Origin of the sequence: Citromicrobium sp. JLT1363, assembly GCF_000186705.1 — a bacterium.
Taxonomy (GTDB): Bacteria; Pseudomonadota; Alphaproteobacteria; order Sphingomonadales; family Sphingomonadaceae; genus Alteriqipengyuania.
Genome location: NZ_AEUE01000004.1, coordinates 393,720 through 411,723 on the forward strand (window position 1 = coordinate 393,720; position 18,004 = coordinate 411,723).

General features: G+C 61.5%; 17 protein-coding genes. 9 read left to right on the forward strand and 8 right to left on the reverse strand.

Annotated elements, in window-relative coordinates:
• The first annotated feature begins 61 nt into the window (after positions 1 to 61).
• The 6 genes from ADAD_RS0108770 to ADAD_RS0108795 are packed head-to-tail and all read left to right on the forward strand — an operon-like array spanning position 62 to position 10,272.
• Entirely contained in the window at positions 62 to 1,297 is a 1,236-nt protein-coding gene (locus ADAD_RS0108770; RefSeq protein ID WP_010412718.1) for a TolC family protein, read from the forward strand.
• Positions 1,294 to 2,802 carry an efflux RND transporter periplasmic adaptor subunit gene (locus ADAD_RS0108775; protein ID WP_011413841.1) on the forward strand — a complete coding sequence of 503 codons (1,509 nt, stop codon included), beginning with the start codon at positions 1,294 to 1,296 and terminating at the stop codon, positions 2,800 to 2,802. The genes ADAD_RS0108770 and ADAD_RS0108775 overlap by 4 nt, the downstream gene beginning before the upstream one ends.
• The gene (locus ADAD_RS0108780) at positions 2,799 to 5,966 is read left to right on the forward strand and encodes an efflux RND transporter permease subunit (RefSeq protein WP_010412724.1); all 3,168 of its coding nucleotides are present in this window, start codon (positions 2,799 to 2,801) and stop codon (positions 5,964 to 5,966) included. Before ADAD_RS0108775 ends, ADAD_RS0108780 begins: the two co-directional genes overlap by 4 nt.
• Complete coding sequence (locus ADAD_RS0108785; RefSeq protein WP_225982093.1) at positions 5,945 to 6,328, forward strand: copper-binding protein; 384 nt, start codon at positions 5,945 to 5,947, stop codon at positions 6,326 to 6,328. Before ADAD_RS0108780 ends, ADAD_RS0108785 begins: the two co-directional genes overlap by 22 nt.
• Before the next feature lie 56 nt (positions 6,329 to 6,384).
• The gene (locus ADAD_RS0108790) at positions 6,385 to 7,929 is read left to right on the forward strand and encodes a multicopper oxidase family protein (protein ID WP_049762430.1); all 1,545 of its coding nucleotides are present in this window, start codon (positions 6,385 to 6,387) and stop codon (positions 7,927 to 7,929) included.
• 12 nt (positions 7,930 to 7,941) lie between these two features.
• The gene (locus ADAD_RS0108795; protein ID WP_010412733.1) at positions 7,942 to 10,272 is read left to right on the forward strand and encodes a heavy metal translocating P-type ATPase; all 2,331 of its coding nucleotides are present in this window, start codon (positions 7,942 to 7,944) and stop codon (positions 10,270 to 10,272) included.
• Between the two features lie 46 nt (positions 10,273 to 10,318).
• Here ADAD_RS0108795 and ADAD_RS0108800 read toward each other — a convergent pair whose 3' ends face one another.
• Both ADAD_RS0108800 and ADAD_RS0108805 read right to left on the reverse strand, forming a co-directional pair.
• Positions 10,319 to 11,122, reverse strand: coding sequence for a sulfite exporter TauE/SafE family protein (locus ADAD_RS0108800; protein ID WP_010412736.1), 804 nt, complete (start codon positions 11,120 to 11,122; stop codon positions 10,319 to 10,321).
• Positions 11,123 to 11,153: 31 nt separating this feature from the next.
• Positions 11,154 to 11,483, reverse strand: coding sequence for an ArsR/SmtB family transcription factor (locus ADAD_RS0108805; RefSeq protein WP_010412740.1), 330 nt, complete (start codon positions 11,481 to 11,483; stop codon positions 11,154 to 11,156).
• Positions 11,484 to 11,582: 99 nt separating this feature from the next.
• Here ADAD_RS0108805 and ADAD_RS0108810 point away from each other — a divergent pair, with 99 nt between their 5' ends.
• Genes ADAD_RS0108810 through ADAD_RS16665 form a run of 3 tightly spaced genes read left to right on the forward strand, consistent with a single transcriptional unit; the run spans position 11,583 to position 13,475 of the window.
• Complete coding sequence (locus ADAD_RS0108810) at positions 11,583 to 12,035, forward strand: beta-lactamase hydrolase domain-containing protein (RefSeq protein WP_010412743.1); 453 nt, start codon at positions 11,583 to 11,585, stop codon at positions 12,033 to 12,035.
• Between the two features lie 44 nt (positions 12,036 to 12,079).
• Positions 12,080 to 12,988 (forward strand): MBL fold metallo-hydrolase, encoded by a 909-nt coding sequence (locus ADAD_RS0108815; protein WP_010412746.1) that lies wholly within the window; start codon positions 12,080 to 12,082, stop codon positions 12,986 to 12,988.
• A gap of 40 nt (positions 12,989 to 13,028) precedes the next feature.
• Entirely contained in the window at positions 13,029 to 13,475 is a 447-nt protein-coding gene (locus tag ADAD_RS16665; protein ID WP_081432281.1) for a DoxX family protein, read from the forward strand.
• A 78-nt stretch (positions 13,476 to 13,553) separates the two neighbouring features.
• Here ADAD_RS16665 and ADAD_RS0108820 read toward each other — a convergent pair whose 3' ends face one another.
• The 6 genes from ADAD_RS0108820 to ADAD_RS0108845 all read right to left on the reverse strand — a co-directional run bounded on the left by ADAD_RS0108820 (position 13,554) and on the right by ADAD_RS0108845 (position 17,944).
• Positions 13,554 to 14,906, reverse strand: a complete 1,353-nt coding sequence (locus tag ADAD_RS0108820) for an MBL fold metallo-hydrolase (protein WP_010412751.1) — start codon at positions 14,904 to 14,906, stop codon at positions 13,554 to 13,556.
• Positions 14,907 to 14,977: 71 nt separating this feature from the next.
• Entirely contained in the window at positions 14,978 to 15,682 is a 705-nt protein-coding gene (locus ADAD_RS0108825) for an NAD(P)-dependent oxidoreductase (RefSeq protein ID WP_010412754.1), read from the reverse strand.
• Positions 15,683 to 15,775: 93 nt separating this feature from the next.
• Positions 15,776 to 16,264 (reverse strand): DUF6692 family protein, encoded by a 489-nt coding sequence (locus ADAD_RS0108830; protein WP_010412757.1) that lies wholly within the window; start codon positions 16,262 to 16,264, stop codon positions 15,776 to 15,778.
• Positions 16,261 to 16,788, reverse strand: a complete 528-nt coding sequence (locus ADAD_RS0108835; protein WP_010412760.1) for a DUF305 domain-containing protein — start codon at positions 16,786 to 16,788, stop codon at positions 16,261 to 16,263. The genes ADAD_RS0108830 and ADAD_RS0108835 overlap by 4 nt, the downstream gene beginning before the upstream one ends.
• Positions 16,785 to 17,198, reverse strand: coding sequence for a potassium channel family protein (locus tag ADAD_RS0108840; RefSeq protein WP_010412763.1), 414 nt, complete (start codon positions 17,196 to 17,198; stop codon positions 16,785 to 16,787). The genes ADAD_RS0108835 and ADAD_RS0108840 overlap by 4 nt, the downstream gene beginning before the upstream one ends.
• Entirely contained in the window at positions 17,195 to 17,944 is a 750-nt protein-coding gene (locus tag ADAD_RS0108845) for a glutaredoxin family protein (protein ID WP_165327860.1), read from the reverse strand. Before ADAD_RS0108845 ends, ADAD_RS0108840 begins: the two co-directional genes overlap by 4 nt.
• Positions 17,945 to 18,004: the final 60 nt, after the last annotated feature.

Here is an 18,004-nt window from a genome sequence, read left to right on the forward strand (position 1 = left end):
GTTGCTCGCCCGCGTGCGCCGTGGCCCTTCCCGGTCAGCTCGCTTTGAAAGAGTAAGAATTATGGATTGGCGCATTGGCTGGGTGCCGTTTTCGGCCCTGCTCGCCGCGCAGACTGCCCAAGCACAGTCTGTCGGATACGAGGAAATACTGGCGGTAGCACGAGGCGAACAACCCGTTCTGGAAGCTGGCGCGCTGCGTGTACAATCGCGGCGCGAGGCAGCGGAAGCGGCGGATGAGCTTCCCGATCCGCGCGTACGCGCAGGTATCATGAACCTTCCTGTGACCGGACCTGCCGCGTTCGACCCAGACCGGCAACTCCCCACGCAGATCGCAATCGGTATCGAGCAGGAAATCCCAAATCTCGCCCGTCGACGGGCGAGGTTCGGCGTTGCCAGTTCGGAAGTGCGGCTCGCCGAGGCACGCCTTGGCATGGCCGAGCGTATTCTTCTCGCCGATGCGGGCACGGCCTGGGTCCGGCTCCATTATGCGCAAGCGCGGCTTGATCTTGCCCAGGCTGCGCTGGACGACCTGAGAGCATTCGTTCCGGTTGCCAACAGTGCAGTTGCTTCGGGGTCGGCCCGCCCGGCGGAGAGCCTGGCAATCCGGCGCGAGCTACTCGGAATTGAAGACGCGATTACCGCTATCGAAGCCGAGCGCGAGACTGCGCAAGCGCAGATTTCCCGATATATACCGCTCGCAGATCCGGTTGCTTTGGGAGCCGCGCCATCGGCTGTCCTCGATGAGGAGCAGCTGCGGTTCGAGCTCGAAAGCAATCCCGAAATCCTGCTGGCCGATGCCGAACGAGGCCGGGCCGAAGCCGGTGTCGCGCTCGCACGCGCCGAGAAACGACCCGATTTCGGGGTGAGCGTCACCTATGGTCGCCGCAATCCTGATTTCGGCGATGCGGTGTCGATCATGGGGTCCATTACACTGCCGATCTTTACCGACCGGCGGCAGAATCCGCGCATTGCCGCTGCCGAAGCCGAAGCCGCTGCCGCATCGGCCGAGCGCGAGGATCGCAGGCGCGCGTTGGTTGCCGGTTTCGAAGCTGATCTGGCAACCTGGCGCAGCACAGTGCGGCAATGGGGACGCGCGCGTGACGAGCTTCTTCCGCTGGCGCGCGACCGCGCGGACCTCGATACAGCGAGTTTCGCGGCCGGGCGTGCCGATCTCGTCGATGTGATTGCGGCGAAATCCGCGCTCGCGCTGCTCGAACTGGAGATACTCGAGCGCGAACAGGCAGCTGTCGAGGCGGCGGTGAGGCTGCGACTGACCTACGGGGAGAGCAGGCCATGAACTCCGCGCTCGAACGATTCACACCGCGCCAGCGCATGTATGCGGCTGGACTTGGTATTGCTCTGGTCAGTCTGTTGGCGGGCTACGGTCTCTCAATGCTCGGCAGCGAGAGCGGCGGCGATGCAGCGACAGATACGGGCTGCGAGGACGTGCTCTATTGGTACGATCCGATGGTCCCTGACCAGCGCTTCGACGAGCCGGGCAAATCTCCTTTCATGGACATGCAGCTGGTCCCCAAATGCGCGGGCGGCGACGCGCAGGGCGCCGGGGGTGTGAGTATCGATTCGACGCTCGTCCAGAATTTCGGGATCCGGACTGCTGAAGCGGAATATGGCGTGCTGGAGCCTGAAATCAGCGTCACCGGCACGCTCGCATATAACGGCAGCGAGATGGCGATCGTTCAGCCGCGCGCCGGCGGCTATGTTCAGCGGACCTACGGCCATGCACCGCAGGACCTGATTGCCAGAGGCGCTCCGATCGTCGACATTCTTGTGCCCGAATGGGGCGGCGCACAAAACGAGTATCTTGCTGTTGCCGCAACCGGCGACGAAGCGTTGACCCGGGCCGCCCGCGAGCGCCTGCGGCTGCTTGGCATGCCGGACTCGATGATCGCCTCGGTCACCCGAAGCGGAAGACCGCAAACGATCATCACCGTCACAGCACCGCAATCGGGCGCGATCACGTCGCTCGCAGTAAGGCCGGGCATGACCGTGGCGGCGGGCCAATCGCTGGCCGAGATCAGCGGGTACAGTCCGATCTGGCTCGAGGCGGCGGTACCCGAGGCACTGGCTGGCAACGCGCGTGTCGGGCAGCCGGTGAGCGCCACGCTCACTGCCTTTCCCGGCGAACGGTTTGCCGGACGCATCATCGCCATTCTGCCGAGCGCGCAAGATGCGAGCCGCACGATAACCGTGCGGGCAGCGATGCCCAATCCGGGCCTGCGGCTCAAGCCGGGAATGTTTGCCCAAGTGATGCTCGCGCCTGAACGGCGCGAAGCGCTGCTGGTCCCTTCGGAAGCTGTCATTCGCACCGGCGAGCGGACCCTGGCGATGATCGCGCAGGGAGGTGGCGGCTATCGGCCCGCCGAAATCCGTATCGGCCGCGAAGCGAACGGACGGACCGAAGTCCTTGCCGGGCTGGCTGCAGGAGAGAGAGTGGTCACCTCGGGCCAGTTCCTGCTCGATTCCGAAGCCAGCCTTGCGGGCATCGACGTGCGTCCCGTCGATCAGGCACCATCCGGTGCGAGCGAAGACCGAGGGTCGGACGATGCAGATGAACCGCAGACTTATCGCGCGACCGGGACGATCGAGCGCATAAACGCCAACAGCGTGACCTTGCGCCACGGTCCGGTGCCTGCGCTCGAATGGCCGGCAATGACCATGCCCTTTGCCAGCGAAGGACCGGAACAGCTGCGCGGTTTTGCGCGCGGCGACCGGGTCTCCTTCACATTTGTGCAAGCCAGTACGGGGCCGCGCATCGTCTCGATCCGGAAAATCGGCCAATGATCGCGCGCATCATCGATAGCTCGATCGCCAACCGCTTTTTCGTGGTGCTGGCAGCGATCGGGTTGGCGCTGGCCGGTTTCTGGGCGGTACGGACGACGCCCGTCGATGCCCTGCCGGACCTTTCCGATGTACAGGTGGTGATCCGCTCGAACTATCCAGGTCAGGCGCCCCGTATCGTCGAGGACCAGGTGACCTATCCGATGGCCACGACCATGCTGTCGGTCCCCGGTGCCAAGACCGTGCGCGGCTATTCCTTTTTCGGAGACAGCTACGTCTATGTGATCTTCGAGGACGGGACCGACCTTTACTGGGCGCGCTCTCGCGTTCTGGAGTATCTGAACCAGGTCCAGAACCGCTTGCCCGACGGGGTTCAGAGCACACTCGGCCCTGATGCAACCGGGGTGGGCTGGATCTACGAATATGCGCTGGTCGACCGCAGCGGCGGTCACGACTTGGCCGGGCTCAGGAGCCTGCAGGACTGGTTCCTGCGCTACGAGCTGAAAACCATTCCCGGCATCGCCGAAGTCGCCAGCGTGGGCGGCATGGTCAAGCAGTACCAGATCGTGCTCGACCCCTATCGCATGGCTTCGCTGGGCGTGACGCACGCGCAAGTGGTCCGCGCGGTGCAGGCAGGCAATCAGGAAACCGGGGGCTCTATCGTCGAAATGGGCGAGGCCGAATATATGGTCCGTGCCTCGGGCTATCTCGGCACGCTGGCGGATTTTCGCAGCATACCCTTGCGCGCCGAAGCGGGCGGCACTCCGGTAACGCTGGACGATGTGGCCAATATCCAGATCGGCCCGGAGCTGCGGCGCGGCATTGCGGAACTCAACGGCGAAGGCGAGGTTGCCGGCGGTATCGTCATTCTGCGCCAGGGCGCCGATGCGCGCAGCGCAATTGCGGCGGTCGAAGCGAAGCTCGAACAATTGCAGGCAAGCCTGCCCGAAGGGGTCGAGATCGTCACCACCTACGACCGTTCGCAATTGATCGATGCTTCGGTCGAAAACCTGACCTCCAAGCTCATCGAGGAATTCATTGTCGTTGCCCTGGTGTGCCTGCTGTTCCTGTGGCACGCGCGCTCGGCACTCGTCGCGGTCGTCACCCTTCCGCTCGGCGTGCTCGCGGCCTTCATCGTGATGCGCTTTCAGGGCGTAAACGCGAACATCATGTCTCTTGGCGGGATCGCCATCGCGGTCGGCGCGATGGTCGATGCTGCGGTGGTGATGATCGAGAACGCCCACAAGCATCTGGAGCGCTGGGCCGAGGAGAACCCTGACACGGTTCTGTCCGTCCAGGAGCGCTGGCGGATCGTCGCGGATGCCTCGAAGGAAGTCGGCCCGGCGCTGTTTTTCAGCCTGCTGATCATCACCTTGTCGTTTCTGCCGGTGTTCACCTTGCAGGCGCAGGAGGGACGGCTGTTCGCACCGCTGGCCTTTACCAAGACCTATGCCATGGCGGCTGCTGCGATCCTGTCGATCACTCTGGTTCCGGTGCTGATGGGATGGCTGGTGCGCGGAAAGATTCCGGCAGAGGACAGCAACCCGGTCAATCGCGTGCTGACCCGGGCCTATCGGCCCGGGCTAGACTGGGTGATGCGCCGCCCGAAGACCGCTTTGGTCATCGCTGGGCTGGTCTTCCTGACCACGCTCGTTCCCTTCTCGCGGCTTGGCGGCGAATTCCTGCCGCCGCTCGACGAAGGCGACCTGCTCTACATGCCCAGCGCCCTGCCTGGATTGTCTCCCGGAGAGGCGTCAGCGCTGCTACAGCGCACCGACCGGCTGATCATGACCGTACCGGAAGTCGAAACCGTGTTCGGCAAGGCCGGGCGCGCCGATACCGCCACCGATCCCGCCCCTCTCACAATGTTCGAGACGACCATCCGCTTCAAACCACGCGATGAGTGGCGCGAGGGCATGACACCGGATATGCTGGTCGAGGAACTGGACCGCGCCGTGCAGGTGCCTGGCCTTGCCAATGTCTGGGTGCCGCCGATCCGCAACCGGATCGACATGCTCGCAACCGGGATCAAGAGCCCGATCGGGGTCAAGGTTTCGGGCGAAGATCTCGGCGAGCTGGAACGCGTCGCGCTCCAGATCGAACAGGCGGCAAAGAACATTCCCGGCGTCAGTTCTGCGCTGGCTGAAAGGCTGTCGGGAGGCCGCTATGTCGATGTCGATATCGACCGGCTGGAAGCGGCCCGCTACGGTCTCAACATCGCCGACGTGCAGCAGATCGTCTCCGGCGCAATTGGCGGTGCCAATGTGGCCCGTACAGTCGAAGGCCTCGCAAGATACCCGATCAATGTTCGCTATCCGCGCGAGATCCGCGACAGTGTCGACGAGCTGCGCAATCTGCCGGTGCTGACCCCGTCTGGTCAGCAGATCACGCTTGGTACCGTTGCGCAGGTGCGTGTGACCAGCGGCCCGCCCATGCTCAAGAGCGAACAGGGCCGTCCCACAAGCTATGTCTATATCGATGTGCGCGGGCGCGATCTGTCTTCTGTGGTTGGCGATCTGCAGGAGGTTATCGCGGCCGAGGTCGATCTGCCTCCGGGCGTCAGCCTGTCCTATGCCGGGCAGTTTGAATATCTCACGCGGGCCTACGAACGTCTGCAGATCGTCGTTCCGGCTACGCTCGCGATCATATTCCTGCTGCTTTACCTGATCTTCCGCCGGTTCGACGAGGCGCTGCTCATCATGGGCACCTTGCCGTTCGCGCTGACAGGCGGCTTCTGGCTGCTTTACCTGATGGGATACAACCAGTCGGTCGCGACCGCCGTCGGCTTCATCGCGCTGGCCGGGGTGTCAGCCGAATTTGGCGTCATCATGCTGATCTATCTGAAAGCTGCGCTGGAGCGGCGCGGTGAGGACCCGGATGCGGAGGAAGTCTCCGCCGCCATCCGTGAAGGGGCATTGTTGCGCGTCCGGCCCAAGGCAATGACCGTCGCGGTCATCCTCGCCGGCCTGTTTCCGATCCTGATCGGCACTGGGGCTGGCTCCGAAGTGATGAGCCGCATCGCCGCGCCGATGATCGGCGGGATGATCACCGCGCCGCTCCTGTCCATGTTCGTGCTTCCCGCAGCCTATCTGTTGCTGCGTCGTCCCCGGCCGGAACGGCCAACCCAACCCCAAGGAGAAGAAGAATGCGTCACACAACCCTCATAACCCTATTGGCCGCGCCGCTGGCGCTGGCAGCCTGCGATTCTGGCCAGGACACTGCCGAGATGGAGGACATGCCGATGGCTGAAGATGCAATGATGATGGACGGCCAGGATATGCCGATGGCGGATACCGGCAACGCAATGCAGTCCGCGAGTGCGCAAGGCACCGTCACCGCCATCGACGCCGAAGCGGGTACGATCACCGTCGACCACGGCCCGGTTCCCGCAATCGAATGGCCGGCAATGACCATGGCGTTCGAAGCCGATGAGCAACTGCGCAGCGAAGTAAGCGTCGGTGAGGGCATTGCCTTTGAATTTCGTACTGGTTCTGAAGGCAGTGTGATCACGTCGATCACGAAGGAGTAAATCGGTTGGGCGGTGCCAGGCAAATCTGGTGCCGCCCATCGCGAAACAGGAGGAGCATGATCCGGACACCCCGCATAACCCAGGCATTCCCCGTGGACCGCCGCACACTGATCAAAAGCGCTGGTTTTGCTGCTGCAGGCTTTGCCGCGTTCCCGCTTGCGGGATGCAAAGCGCAAGACGCATCGATGCTGGACAGCACTGACGGATCCAATTTGCTCGCTATACCGCCCTTGCAGCGTGGCGAGATTGAGCAGGGCGCACGGGTTTTCCGCTTGTCTTTGACCCCAGGCCAGAAGGAATTCGTCACCGGTGTTGCTTCGCCCACCATCGGCATCGACGCACCCTATCTGGGACCGACGCTGGAAATGCGCCGGGGCGAGTGGGTGCAGTTCCATATCGACAACAAGCTGGCCGAAGGCGCTACGGTCCATTGGCATGGTTTCGAACTTCCTGCCGCAGCCGATGGCGGACCGCATCAGTTGATCCGTCCCGGCGAACGCTGGAGGCCTTCTTTCCAAGTTCGCCAGCGGGCTTCGCTCTACTGGTATCATTCACACTTGGAGCGCGGAGCCGGGCCGCAGGTCTATGCCGGGCTCGCCGCGCCGATCTATGTTCGCGACGACGAGGAAGAGCGCCTCGACTTGCCGAGCGACTATGGCGTCGACGACATTCCGCTGATCGTGCAGGACCGCGTGATCGATGGATCCGGCCGCTTGGTGTACCCGCTGAGTATGCACGCGCGGATGATGGGCGTGCGCGGGAGCCGGATATTCGTCAACGGCACTGAAAACGCTGTGTTCGACGCACAGACAGGCCAATTGCGGCTGCGCATCCTCAATGGATCGAACGCCCGCCTTTACGATTTTTCGCTCGAAGGTGATCGTTCGATGCAACTGATCGCGAGCGATGGCGGCTTGCTCGATCGTTCGCACATCGTCCGCTCGGTCAGGCTCGCCCCGGGGGAGCGCGCGCAGGTAATTATCGATCTCTCGGAAGGACGCCCGCTTCGCCTTCTTGCCAGCAGTCCCGAAAACGCCATGGGCATGATGGGCGGACGCGGAATGATGGGCGGCGGGATGATGGGGCGCGGCGATAGCGGCGATGCTTCCGCAGACGTGTTTCAAATCCTCGATATCAGGCCGGCAAGTTCGGCCCAGCGCATCAGGGTGCCGACACAACTGGCATCGCTTGCTCCAACCGACCCGTCGTCAGCCGTCCGAACCCGGCGTTTCGTTCTCGACATGGGCATGATGGGCGGCGGAATGTCCATTAACGGTGCTGCGATGGACATGAATGTGATCAACGAACGTGTGCCAGTCGGCCAATGGGAAATCTGGGAGATCGCCAACGCTTCGATGATGGCCCACCCGTTTCATATCCATAACGTCCAGTTTCGTGTGATCGACCGCGATGGCCGAGCGCCCCCACCATTGGAAACCAGTTTGAAGGATACCGTGATCGTCAACCCGCGCGAGCAGGTACGCCTTCTCCTGCGTTTTGAAGAACACACCGACCCAGACCTGCCCTACATGTATCACTGCCACATTCTCGAACACGAGGATGCAGGCATGATGGGGCAGTTCGTAGTCGTGAAGAGCTAGGAAGGACAGGCGATGAGCAAGGACCAGAGTGTGATCGAGGGTACCGCGATCGACCCGGTATGCGGCATGAGCGTTGCAATCGACGGGGCTCAGCATATCGCGACGCATGAGGGCGCGACACACTATTTCTGTTCGCCGCGCTGTCACGACAAGTTCGTCACCGATCCCGAGCTCTATCTCTCGGGCGCGCATCTCGACGCGGTCGAGGATGTGCCCGAAGGCACGATCTACACCTGTCCGATGCACCCTGAAATCCGCCAGCCCGGGCCGGGTTCATGCCCGATTTGCGGCATGGCGCTCGAACCGGAAACCGTTTCGCTGGGCGATGGCCCCGACCCCGAACTGGTCGACATGCTGCGTAGGTTCTGGTGGAGCGCGCTGCTCACGCTGCCTCTGTTCGTCTATGCGATGAGCGACATGGCACCGGGGCTCAGTTTCGACCGTCTGATAGAACCGGCCTGGGCGCAGTGGGCGCAATTTGCGCTCGCAACCCCGGTGGTTCTATGGGGCGCCTGGCCGTTCTTCGTTCGGGCCATCCAGTCGCTCAAGACGCGCAATCTCAACATGTTCACCCTGATCGGGTTCGGCGTGGCCATCGCCTATCTTTTTAGCGTCGTGGCGACGGTCGCGCCCGATCTGTTCCCTGCAGCGTTCCGCGACCATTCGGGACGGGTCGGGGTCTATTTCGAGGCGGCAGCGGTCATCACGACGCTCGTTCTGCTCGGACAGGTCCTCGAGCTCAAGGCCAGGGGTTCGACCTCGAGCGCCTTGCGCGCACTGCTCGAGCTGGCACCGCCCAGCGCGGTCAAGATCTTTGGCTCAGGCGACGAGCGCGAGGTGCCGCTCGATCAGCTAACCACAGGCGATCGTCTGCGCGTTCGACCCGGCGACAAGGTTCCCGTCGATGGCGAAATCGAGGAGGGATCGAGCGCGATCGATGAATCCATGATCAGCGGCGAACCGCTTCCGGTCGCCAAACAGGCTGGCGACATTGTCATCGGCGGCACGGTCAACCAGACTGGAGGGTTCGTCATGCGCGCAACCGGCGTGGGCAAGGACACGATGCTGTCCAAGATCGTCCAGATGGTGGCCGACGCGCAGCGCAGCCGCGCACCGATCCAGCGGCTCGCCGATCAGGTGGCTGGCTGGTTTGTGCCTGCGGTGGTTGTGATCGCCATCGCCACCTTCGTGGTCTGGGCAATCTGGGGTCCCGCCCCTGCGCTTGCCTACGCATTGGTCAATGCCATTGCGGTCCTGATCATCGCTTGTCCCTGCGCGCTTGGCCTCGCTACGCCGATGTCGATCATGACAGGCACAGGCAAGGGTGCCCAGCACGGCATCCTGATCCGCAATGCCGAAGCGCTGGAGACACTCGAGAAGATCGATACGCTGGTGGTCGACAAGACCGGCACGTTGACGATAGGCAAGCCCGATCTGGTGGCGGTGAAGCCTGCAGACGGCATCGACGAAACTGAATTCCTGGCAGCGGTTGCAGGTGTCGAAATGGGCAGCGAGCATCCGCTGGCCCATGCCATCGTCGAAGGCGCAAAAGCGCGCGGCGTCTCGCCCGCCAATGCCACGGATCTCGCTTCGACGACCGGGGAAGGTGTTGAAGCCAATGTCCAGGGGGGCCGGGTTGCGATCGGCAACGAAAAGATGATGCGGCGCGTCGGGATCGATGACGAGGCCTGGCTCGGCTCGGCCGAAAATGGCCGCAAGCAGGGTCAGACGGTGATGTTCGTTGCGTTCGATGGCCGTCCGGCAGGGCTCATCGCGGTGGCCGATCCGATCAAGCCTACCAGTGCAGCGGCCATTGCGGCTCTGCACAAGCGCGATATCCGGGTCGTTATGCTCACGGGCGACAGCCGCGGCACTGCCGAAGCGGTCGCGCGCGAAATGGGTATCGACGAGGTACACGCCAATGTCTCGCCCGAAGACAAGCACCGCAAGATCGAAGAGCTGAAAGCGCAAGGTCGCCGGGTCGGCATGGCCGGGGACGGGATCAACGATGCTCCTGCGCTGGCTGCCGCCGATGTTGGTATTGCCATGGGCACTGGTACCGATGTGGCGATCGAAAGCGCCGGGGTCACACTGGTTCGTGGTGATTTGACAGGAGTGGTGCAGGCCACCGTGCTGTCGCGCGGAACGATGCGCAACATCCGGCAGAACCTGTTTTTCGCCTTCGCTTACAATACGCTCGGCATTCCGGTCGCAGCAGGCGTACTGTTTCCATTCTTCGGAGTGCTACTCAGCCCGATGATCGCGGCAGCGGCGATGAGCTTGTCTTCGGTGTCTGTGATCGGCAACGCCCTGCGTCTGCGCGGCTTGAGCTTCGCCCGGTGAACAGCAGTGTTGATCCTTCGGACAATTCGGTTCGAAAAGGCAGCGATCACGTTATGGCTGTTATCGCCCATTGGCCGCTTATGAAGATGCCAACGAGGATGATGACCGCCGCGAATATAAAGTTCAGCGCTCGTTTGCGCTTAGCCAACAGGTTCGATGCGCGAGTACCCAGCCAGCCGCCTATACCGCCGCCGCCGATGAAAAACGCGGCAATCTCCCAATCGACGAGTCCGTCGAGGGCGTAATTGGCGGCTGTGGTCGTACCGAAAGCGGCTACAGAGACCAGCGAGGAGCCGATCGCGTTGAGAATCGGCATGGCCGTCGCGGCAACCAGACCCGGCACCACCAGAAAGCCCCCGCCGATACCGAAGAAACCGGACAGTCCGCCTACCAGCAATCCTCCGAACGCGAGGCGCGGGGTGAGGCGCAGCGCCGTGGCTCGGGTGAGCTGGACATCCGGGTCGGATCCGCCCGATTTCTCGCGCAGCATCGAGAGGCCGACGACAATCATCACCAGACCGAACAGGCCCAAAAGCAGATCGCCCGATGTAATTTTTCCCAGGCTTGATCCGGCGGCAGCTCCGACAACGCCGAATGCTGCGAATAGGCCTGCGCAGCGCCACTTCACATTGCCGCCTCGCGCATGGAACAATAAGTTTGCCAAGGCGCTGGCCGCCACCGCAGCAGCGGACGTGGCGATAGCGACATGGGTGTCGTGAACACCGACGACATACACAAGCAACGGCACTGCGAGGATCGATCCCCCACCGCCGAGTAGTCCAAGCGAAAAGCCCACGAGGAGGCCCGAGGTAAGCGATAGGAGCGCCACGATGACGCCGATATCCATCATCCGGGATTGTCCAACATAACTGAAAGCCTGTTCAATGGCCGTCTGCTGGACCGGTCGTATCGTCGGCGGAGCTGCAATAGATGGCGTAGAGCGTTTCCAGCACCCGGCGCGGCGCATCGCCGCAAAGCGAATAATGGATCGTGCGGCCATCGCGCCGCGCTGCGACCAGGCCATCCTTCCGCATAAGCGCCAGATGCTGCGAAACCACGGTTTCCCGAAGTTCCAGCAGTTCGGCCAGCTCGCCCACGCTGCGCTCGCCTTCAACCAATTGGCAGGCGATCATCAGGCGGTTGTGGCTGCCCAGCGCCTTGAGCAATGCCACCGCCTTTTCGGCTTGATCGCGAATATCTTCGGCTTTCATACTTGCATATATGCGAAGGTATGAATATAAAGTCAATCGTAATCTGCTGCCGCGCAATCGCGGACCCGGACCTTTGAACCTGAACCAGGATGATGCCTTATGACCCAAATCAAGATCCTCAATGGCAGATTCGCCGTCTCGACCGCTCCGCCTTCCGAGGGCGACCTGCGCGCATTGGCGGAGGATGGTTACAAGGCGGTCGTCAACCTGCGCTGCCAGGATGAGGCGGATCAGCCTCTCGCCCCGGACCGCGAAGGTGAAGTGGTGGCATCGCTCGGCCTTGAATATTGTCACTTGCCGGTGGCGGGCGGCACCATATCGGACGAGCTCGTCGATGAGTTCAGGGCCAGTGTCGAAGCGCTTCCGAAGCCGGTGCTGGTCCATTGCGCCTCGGGCAAGCGCGCAGGAGCCTTCACAATAATGCATCTGGCGTCGCAGCAGGGAATGAGCGGCGATGCGACCCTACAGAAGGCGGCGGATATGGGCTTCGTGTGCGACGAACCGGCGCTGGAAAACTTCGTCCGTAATTACGTCGACCGGGCGCAGGACTGACCTACGCAGAACCGCTCTCAACCAGCATACGAAAAGACTATTCGATGAAACCCGACATAGAGGCATTTTTCGACACGAACACGAACACCGTGACCTATGTCGTGTCCGATCCTGCAACCAAGGCGTGCGCGGTGATCGATCCGGTGCTCGATTTCGATGCCGCAGCGGCGCGAACGGCGACTAAGTCCGCCGATAAAGTGATCGAATTCGTCCGGCAAATGGATTTCAAGTGCGAGTGGATCCTGGAAACCCATGTCCATGCCGATCACCTTTCCGCCGCACCCTACATCCGCCGCGCACTAGGCGGCAAACTTGCTATTGGTAGCGAGATCACCGTCACGCAGAACACCTTCGGGCCGATATTCAATGCCGGAGTGGACCTGCCACGCGATGGACGCCAGTTCGACCATTTGTTTGCCGATAATGACAGCTTTGACCTAGGCGCCATATCGGCCCAGGCACTCCATACGCCGGGACATACGCCCGCGTGCATGACCTATGTTATCGGAGACGCCGCCTTTGTCGGCGATACGCTGTTCATGCCCGATTACGGCACGGCGCGGGCCGATTTTCCCGGCGGCGATGCACGCACGCTCTATCGCTCTATTCGCCGGATTTTCGAGCTACCGGAGGAGACGCGGCTGTTTATGTGCCACGACTACCTGCCGGAGGGCCGCTCGCAGCACCAATGGGAAACGACGGTGAAAGAACAAAAGCACAGCAACATTCATATCCATGCCGGGGTCGACGAGAATGCATTTGTAGCCATGCGTGAGGAGCGCGACAACCAGCTGGGTATGCCGCGCCTCATCCTGCCATCAATCCAGGTCAACATTCGCGGAGGGAATATGCCTCGCGCAGAAGGAAACGGTACGATCTATCTGAAACTGCCGGTCAACGTTTTGGGTGAACCACAGACGCCTCCCGAAGAAACTGGTCCGCGCACCCAATAAGTCTGCCATCGACGTATCAACCTGAGGGGGAAAGAACTCTATGATCCGGAATATGGAAAACAGCCTAGCGACATGGGCCGCAAAAGTGCGATTGATCGATCCGGTCTTCCGCCTCTGTTTGAGCCTCATATTCATCATAGGCGGATTGGGGCATTTTCTTGCGCATGAATATATGCTGGGCCGGATGGCATTGTCGCCATGGAAAGATCACGTTGCTCTAATTGGAGATGCGTCCATTCTTTTGTGGCTGTCTGGCTTGGTTTTCATCGGTGCAGGAACATCACTGGCCTTGGGGTGGATGACCCGGCTCTCATGCACCGCGTTATTTCTTACCCTCGTTCCGATAACTCTTGCGATCCATATCGCCCCAGGTCACACAGGTCCTTTGCTCAAAAATATCGCTATCCTGGGGGCGCTGGCATTCGTCTTCGTTCGAGGACCAGGAAGTCACTCGATGGATAAAGCGCCCGGTCGCGCTGCTCGTTGAGCGAAGAGCAAGCTCACCTACCACATACGAGCAAAATCTCGCAAAAGATTTTGGCTTGCTTTTCAAGATTTTGGCGCTTCAGCCGGAGGCGTTTGTCCACGCCCCCATAGAGCCCAGATAGATATCGAGGTGCTCGAAACCCTTGCTGGCCAGCCAACCCGCCGCAACGCTCGCCCGCATGCCGCTCGCGCACATCAGCGTGTAGTGGCGGTCGCGGTCGAGCTCTTCCCACCGCGTGTTGAGCTCACCGACATAGATATGTCCTGAGCCGTCGATGCTTGCTTCTTGCCGTTCGTCCGCGTCGCGCACGTCGAGCAAGGTCCACTCGCCGCTGTCTTGATCGAGCCTGCGCGCGACTTCCTCGGTGCCAATCATGGGAATGCTGCGCATCGCTTTGCCCTGTGCGGCGGCTGGAACCACGCCGACATAGCCGCCCACAACATTATCGAGACCGATGCGCACCAGATGGGCCATGGCCTGGGCTAGCTGGCCTTCCTCGGAAGCAATGAGGGCGATCCTGTCGCCTTCACCGAGGAACCATCCGGCAAAGGCCGGTATCATTCCAACCGGAAGGCACATGGCACCCGGCAGATGGCCGGCAGCGTAGGCGAGCGGCTCGCGCACATCGACCAGGTGATCGGCGCCGCTCTCGCTAAGGTCTTCCAGCCCCAGACGCCTTGGCCGCATGACGCGCGGCGCGGCATCGGACCCTGCAAGGTTGAGCCGCTCCATCAGCCGGAAATAGGGCGGCTGGTAGTGGTGCTCTGCTACCTTCGCCTCGATGAACTCGTCGCGGTCGGAGATGCGCAGGCGCGGGTTGTTGCGCCGCTCGTGGCCGATTGTCGAGAATTCCCGGTCCGCCATTCCCGACCCGCAGACCGAGCCCGCACCATGCGCCGGGTAGATAATCGCCTGATCGCCGAGGCCGCAAAGTTTCTGCAGGGAGTCGAATAGAAGGCCCGCGACTTCTTCCTTGCGCTCGGGATAGAAATCGGTGCGCCCGACATCGCCGACGAACAGGGCATCGCCGGTAAAGACGCCGACCGGCCCCTCGGAATATTCGCTGTCATGGATGACGAAAGCGAGATGATCGTCGGTGTGTCCAGGTGTTTCAAGCACTTCGATCTTCAATTGACCCAGCTCGAAACAATCGCCTTCGCGCGCGGTCCTGGCAAAGATGACTTCGCCTGCCGCGTTGGGCCCGTGATAGACCGTGGCTCCTGTCAAATTGGCCAAGATCGGCGAGCCGCTGAGCAGATCCTCATTGCGATGGGTTTCGAAGATATGCGTTATCTCCAGCCCTTCGGCCCGGGCCTTTTCGACATAGACCTCGCAGTCCCGGCGCGGATCGATGACCGCTGCCTTTCCGCCCGAGCCGATGATGTAGGAAAGGTGTGAGAGACCGGGGGTTTTGATTTTCTCCAGAAACATGCGACTTCCTTGTCTGTTGCTCAAAGTCTGTAACGTTCGGGCTCGTTACAGATTGAAAAATGTTACGACGTTTAATCGATCCCGAGTTCGGCCTTGATGGCGGCAGGACTTTCGAAACGTTCGGCTTCGGGCCTGCCGATGGCAGGCTTTGCGTTGATCCAGGTATCTTCGCACACGAATTCAAGCAGGCTCGCCGCTAGATCAGCATGACGGCAGCGGAAACAGCCTTCTGCCAAGCGTTCGTCCGTAATGACGGCATCGCCGGTGTAAGGCTCATCCAGCAGCCAGCCCGGCCGTGCGGCCGTCCATTTGATACCTTGGGCGTCGCTGAGCATCGCTTCCATGGCGCGCATCTGCTCGAGTATATTGAACAATGCAGGCTTGGCGGTGAGCTCAAACCAGGCCGGGACGCTCGACTGATGTTCGACAAAGGCAGCGGAGATCACGGCAATGCGGTCGATCTTCGTCTGTGCCATCGCCCCGAGCAGGTTGCGCGTGCCATCGGTATAAAGCGGCGGTGGATCGATCGCATTGCCCGGACCAAAAGCGACACCGAGGGTCGAGATAACCGCGCGGCAGCCATCGAGATCGCCAGCGAAATCGTCCGACAGCACATCGCATTCGATATATTCGAAGTCGCCCACCCGCTCGTCTGGTCCGGGCACCGTGTGTTCGAAGGCGCGGATCGGTATGTCCCGGGCAAGGGCATGCCTCAGTAGCTCGGTGCCGGTCTTCCCGCCTGCGCCGAAGACAGCGATGGGCCTCGTATCGGTCATCTGCTTGTTCCTGTTAAAACTGGTGAGGGCGACGAAGGGCGGAGGCGCGGGCGCATGGGGTAACCGACGGCCCGCCCATGCGCCCTGCCAGTATCAGGCTCCCTCGGCTGGACAGGTGGTATAGCCCCAAAAGCCAAACTCATCCTTGGCTCTTGGCGCTGCCACGATCATCTCCTGCATCTGCAGGCTCGCATCGCCTTCATCATCCAGCATGCGGGTTCTGATCCGAAGCTCACCGTTCGAATAGCTGCCGGGGCCATCGGCAGTGACGGGGATCAATTTGCCATTGATCTTGATTGCTCCGCCCCCGTCGCCGTCATAGACAAATGAGGGAAAGGCCACTTCGGTCAGGCGGAACTGGCAGGCCTGTCCTGCGCCCAGAGCAGCAAGATCCGCGTCATTCATGGTCCCGGGAAGCATCAGGCCTGAGTCAACATTTGCCAGTGCACTGGCCGCATCCTCGATCGGCGCGGCAGTGGCAGGCGGGTCGAGCTGGGCTTCGCGGTCGTTGCCCGGAGCGGTGTTCGAATTGCAGGCGGCAAGCGGTAGCGCGATGAGCGCCGTGAAAGCTATCTTGTTCATGGCTGCATCTCCTCGGGCAGGCGTTCTTCGGTCCGAGGACCGTTCTGCTCGATATCGTCGATGAGATATTTCATCTCGGCGATTTCGCGGCGCTGGGCGACGATGATGGCCTGAGCGAGTTCGCGCACGCGAGGATCCTTCAGGCTCGCGCGTTCGCTGGTCATGATCGCGATCGAGTGGTGCGGGATCATCGCTGCCATATATTCGGTATCGTCGACGGTGGTCTGGCTGCGCACCAGCCACAGCGCGAGGGCGAACACGAAGGCGCCGACGCCCAGAATAATGAAGTTCTTGGTCCGGTCCTTGTACATGCCCCACATGAAGAGCAGCATGACAACCATCATCATCGCGCCCATGACAAACATCATCCAGAAGCGCGTTTCGCTCCAGAAAAGATCATCGACGGTAAAGGTGTTGGCATACATCAGGAAGAACATGATCACGGTCGAGGTCGACACCATGGCCATGAATCGCCAGTAGCTGCCGCCCCCTCCCTTGTCCGAGTGGGTCGTCTTTTCAGTCATGCTTTTTCTCCTTTGTGCATCATGGTCCAGAATAGCTGCGCCGAGCAGCTGATGAGAGCGAAGCCGGTGAGGGCCTCGACGCCGGCCAGGACTCTCAGGTGCTCGGTCGGATAAATGTCGCCCAGGCCCAGTGTGGTCACGTTGATGAGCGAGAAATAGAAGTAGTCCATCCAGTCCATGGAAGGCGCCTTGTCGAAACCTCCCAGGCCCCATTGCGCGCCCAGCCAGAAACCTGCGGCAAAAAGGATCGCCACGAGGAAATGCGACGCGAGCACGAGCAGCGAAACGGCAAGCTTTGCCTGCGTATCGCGGCGCCGGTCGAGAAGCCGGTGACCGACACCCAGAATGGCAAGGTGCGAAGCGACAGCCGAGAGGAACAGAAAGACGGAGAGAAGGAGCGCGGTGATCATGCGAGAAGCTTCGCGCCCATCCACAGACCCATTCCGATCATGAACAGATTTTCGGTCAGCGAGACAAAGCCGAGCGGCACATTGCTGCTGCCGCCCACGCAGGCGCATTTAAGCTCGCGCTTGTCGATGTAGACAGCCTTGAAGACGCTGACAGCGCCGACTGTGCCGATGAACAATGCCAGCGGGGCCGAGAGCCAGGTCAGCGCGCCCGCGGTCATGAGAATGCCGGCAGCGGCTTCGCCGAACGGGTAGACGAAGCCATAGGGCACCCAGCGCCGTGCGAGCAGGTCGTAGTTGAGGAACATCGTCGAGAAACTGCGCACGTCCTGAAGCTTCTGAACGGCGAGCAGGGTCATCGACAGGCTCACGAACCATTCTGCGGCCCGGACAGTGAAGAGGTCGTCAAAAAACGCCCAGCTCAGCCCTAGCGCGAGCAGCAGCGCGACCGCGAAAATCGCAATGACCGGCTGATAGCTGGTTTCGCCTTCCTCAGGCTGCGAGCGGCTCTTGCCGAAGAATTCGCGGACATCGTCATAGCCGCCAATGCGCTTGCCTTCGATAAAGGTCTGCGGGGTGGTCTCGACGTCGTACTTGTCCTTGAACGCATCGGTTTCCTCCCTGCTGGTCAGGTGATGATCGTCGACCTCGAAGCCTTGCCGCTTGACAAGATCGACCGTCTTGATGCCATAGGGACAGACATGGTCCTCCATCACCATGCGGTAGACCGCCGCTGTTCGGGTCGTCATGAATCGCTCCATCTGTTTTTCTTGACGTTTCGCTTCGTCAACTCAGGTTTTCGGGAAACG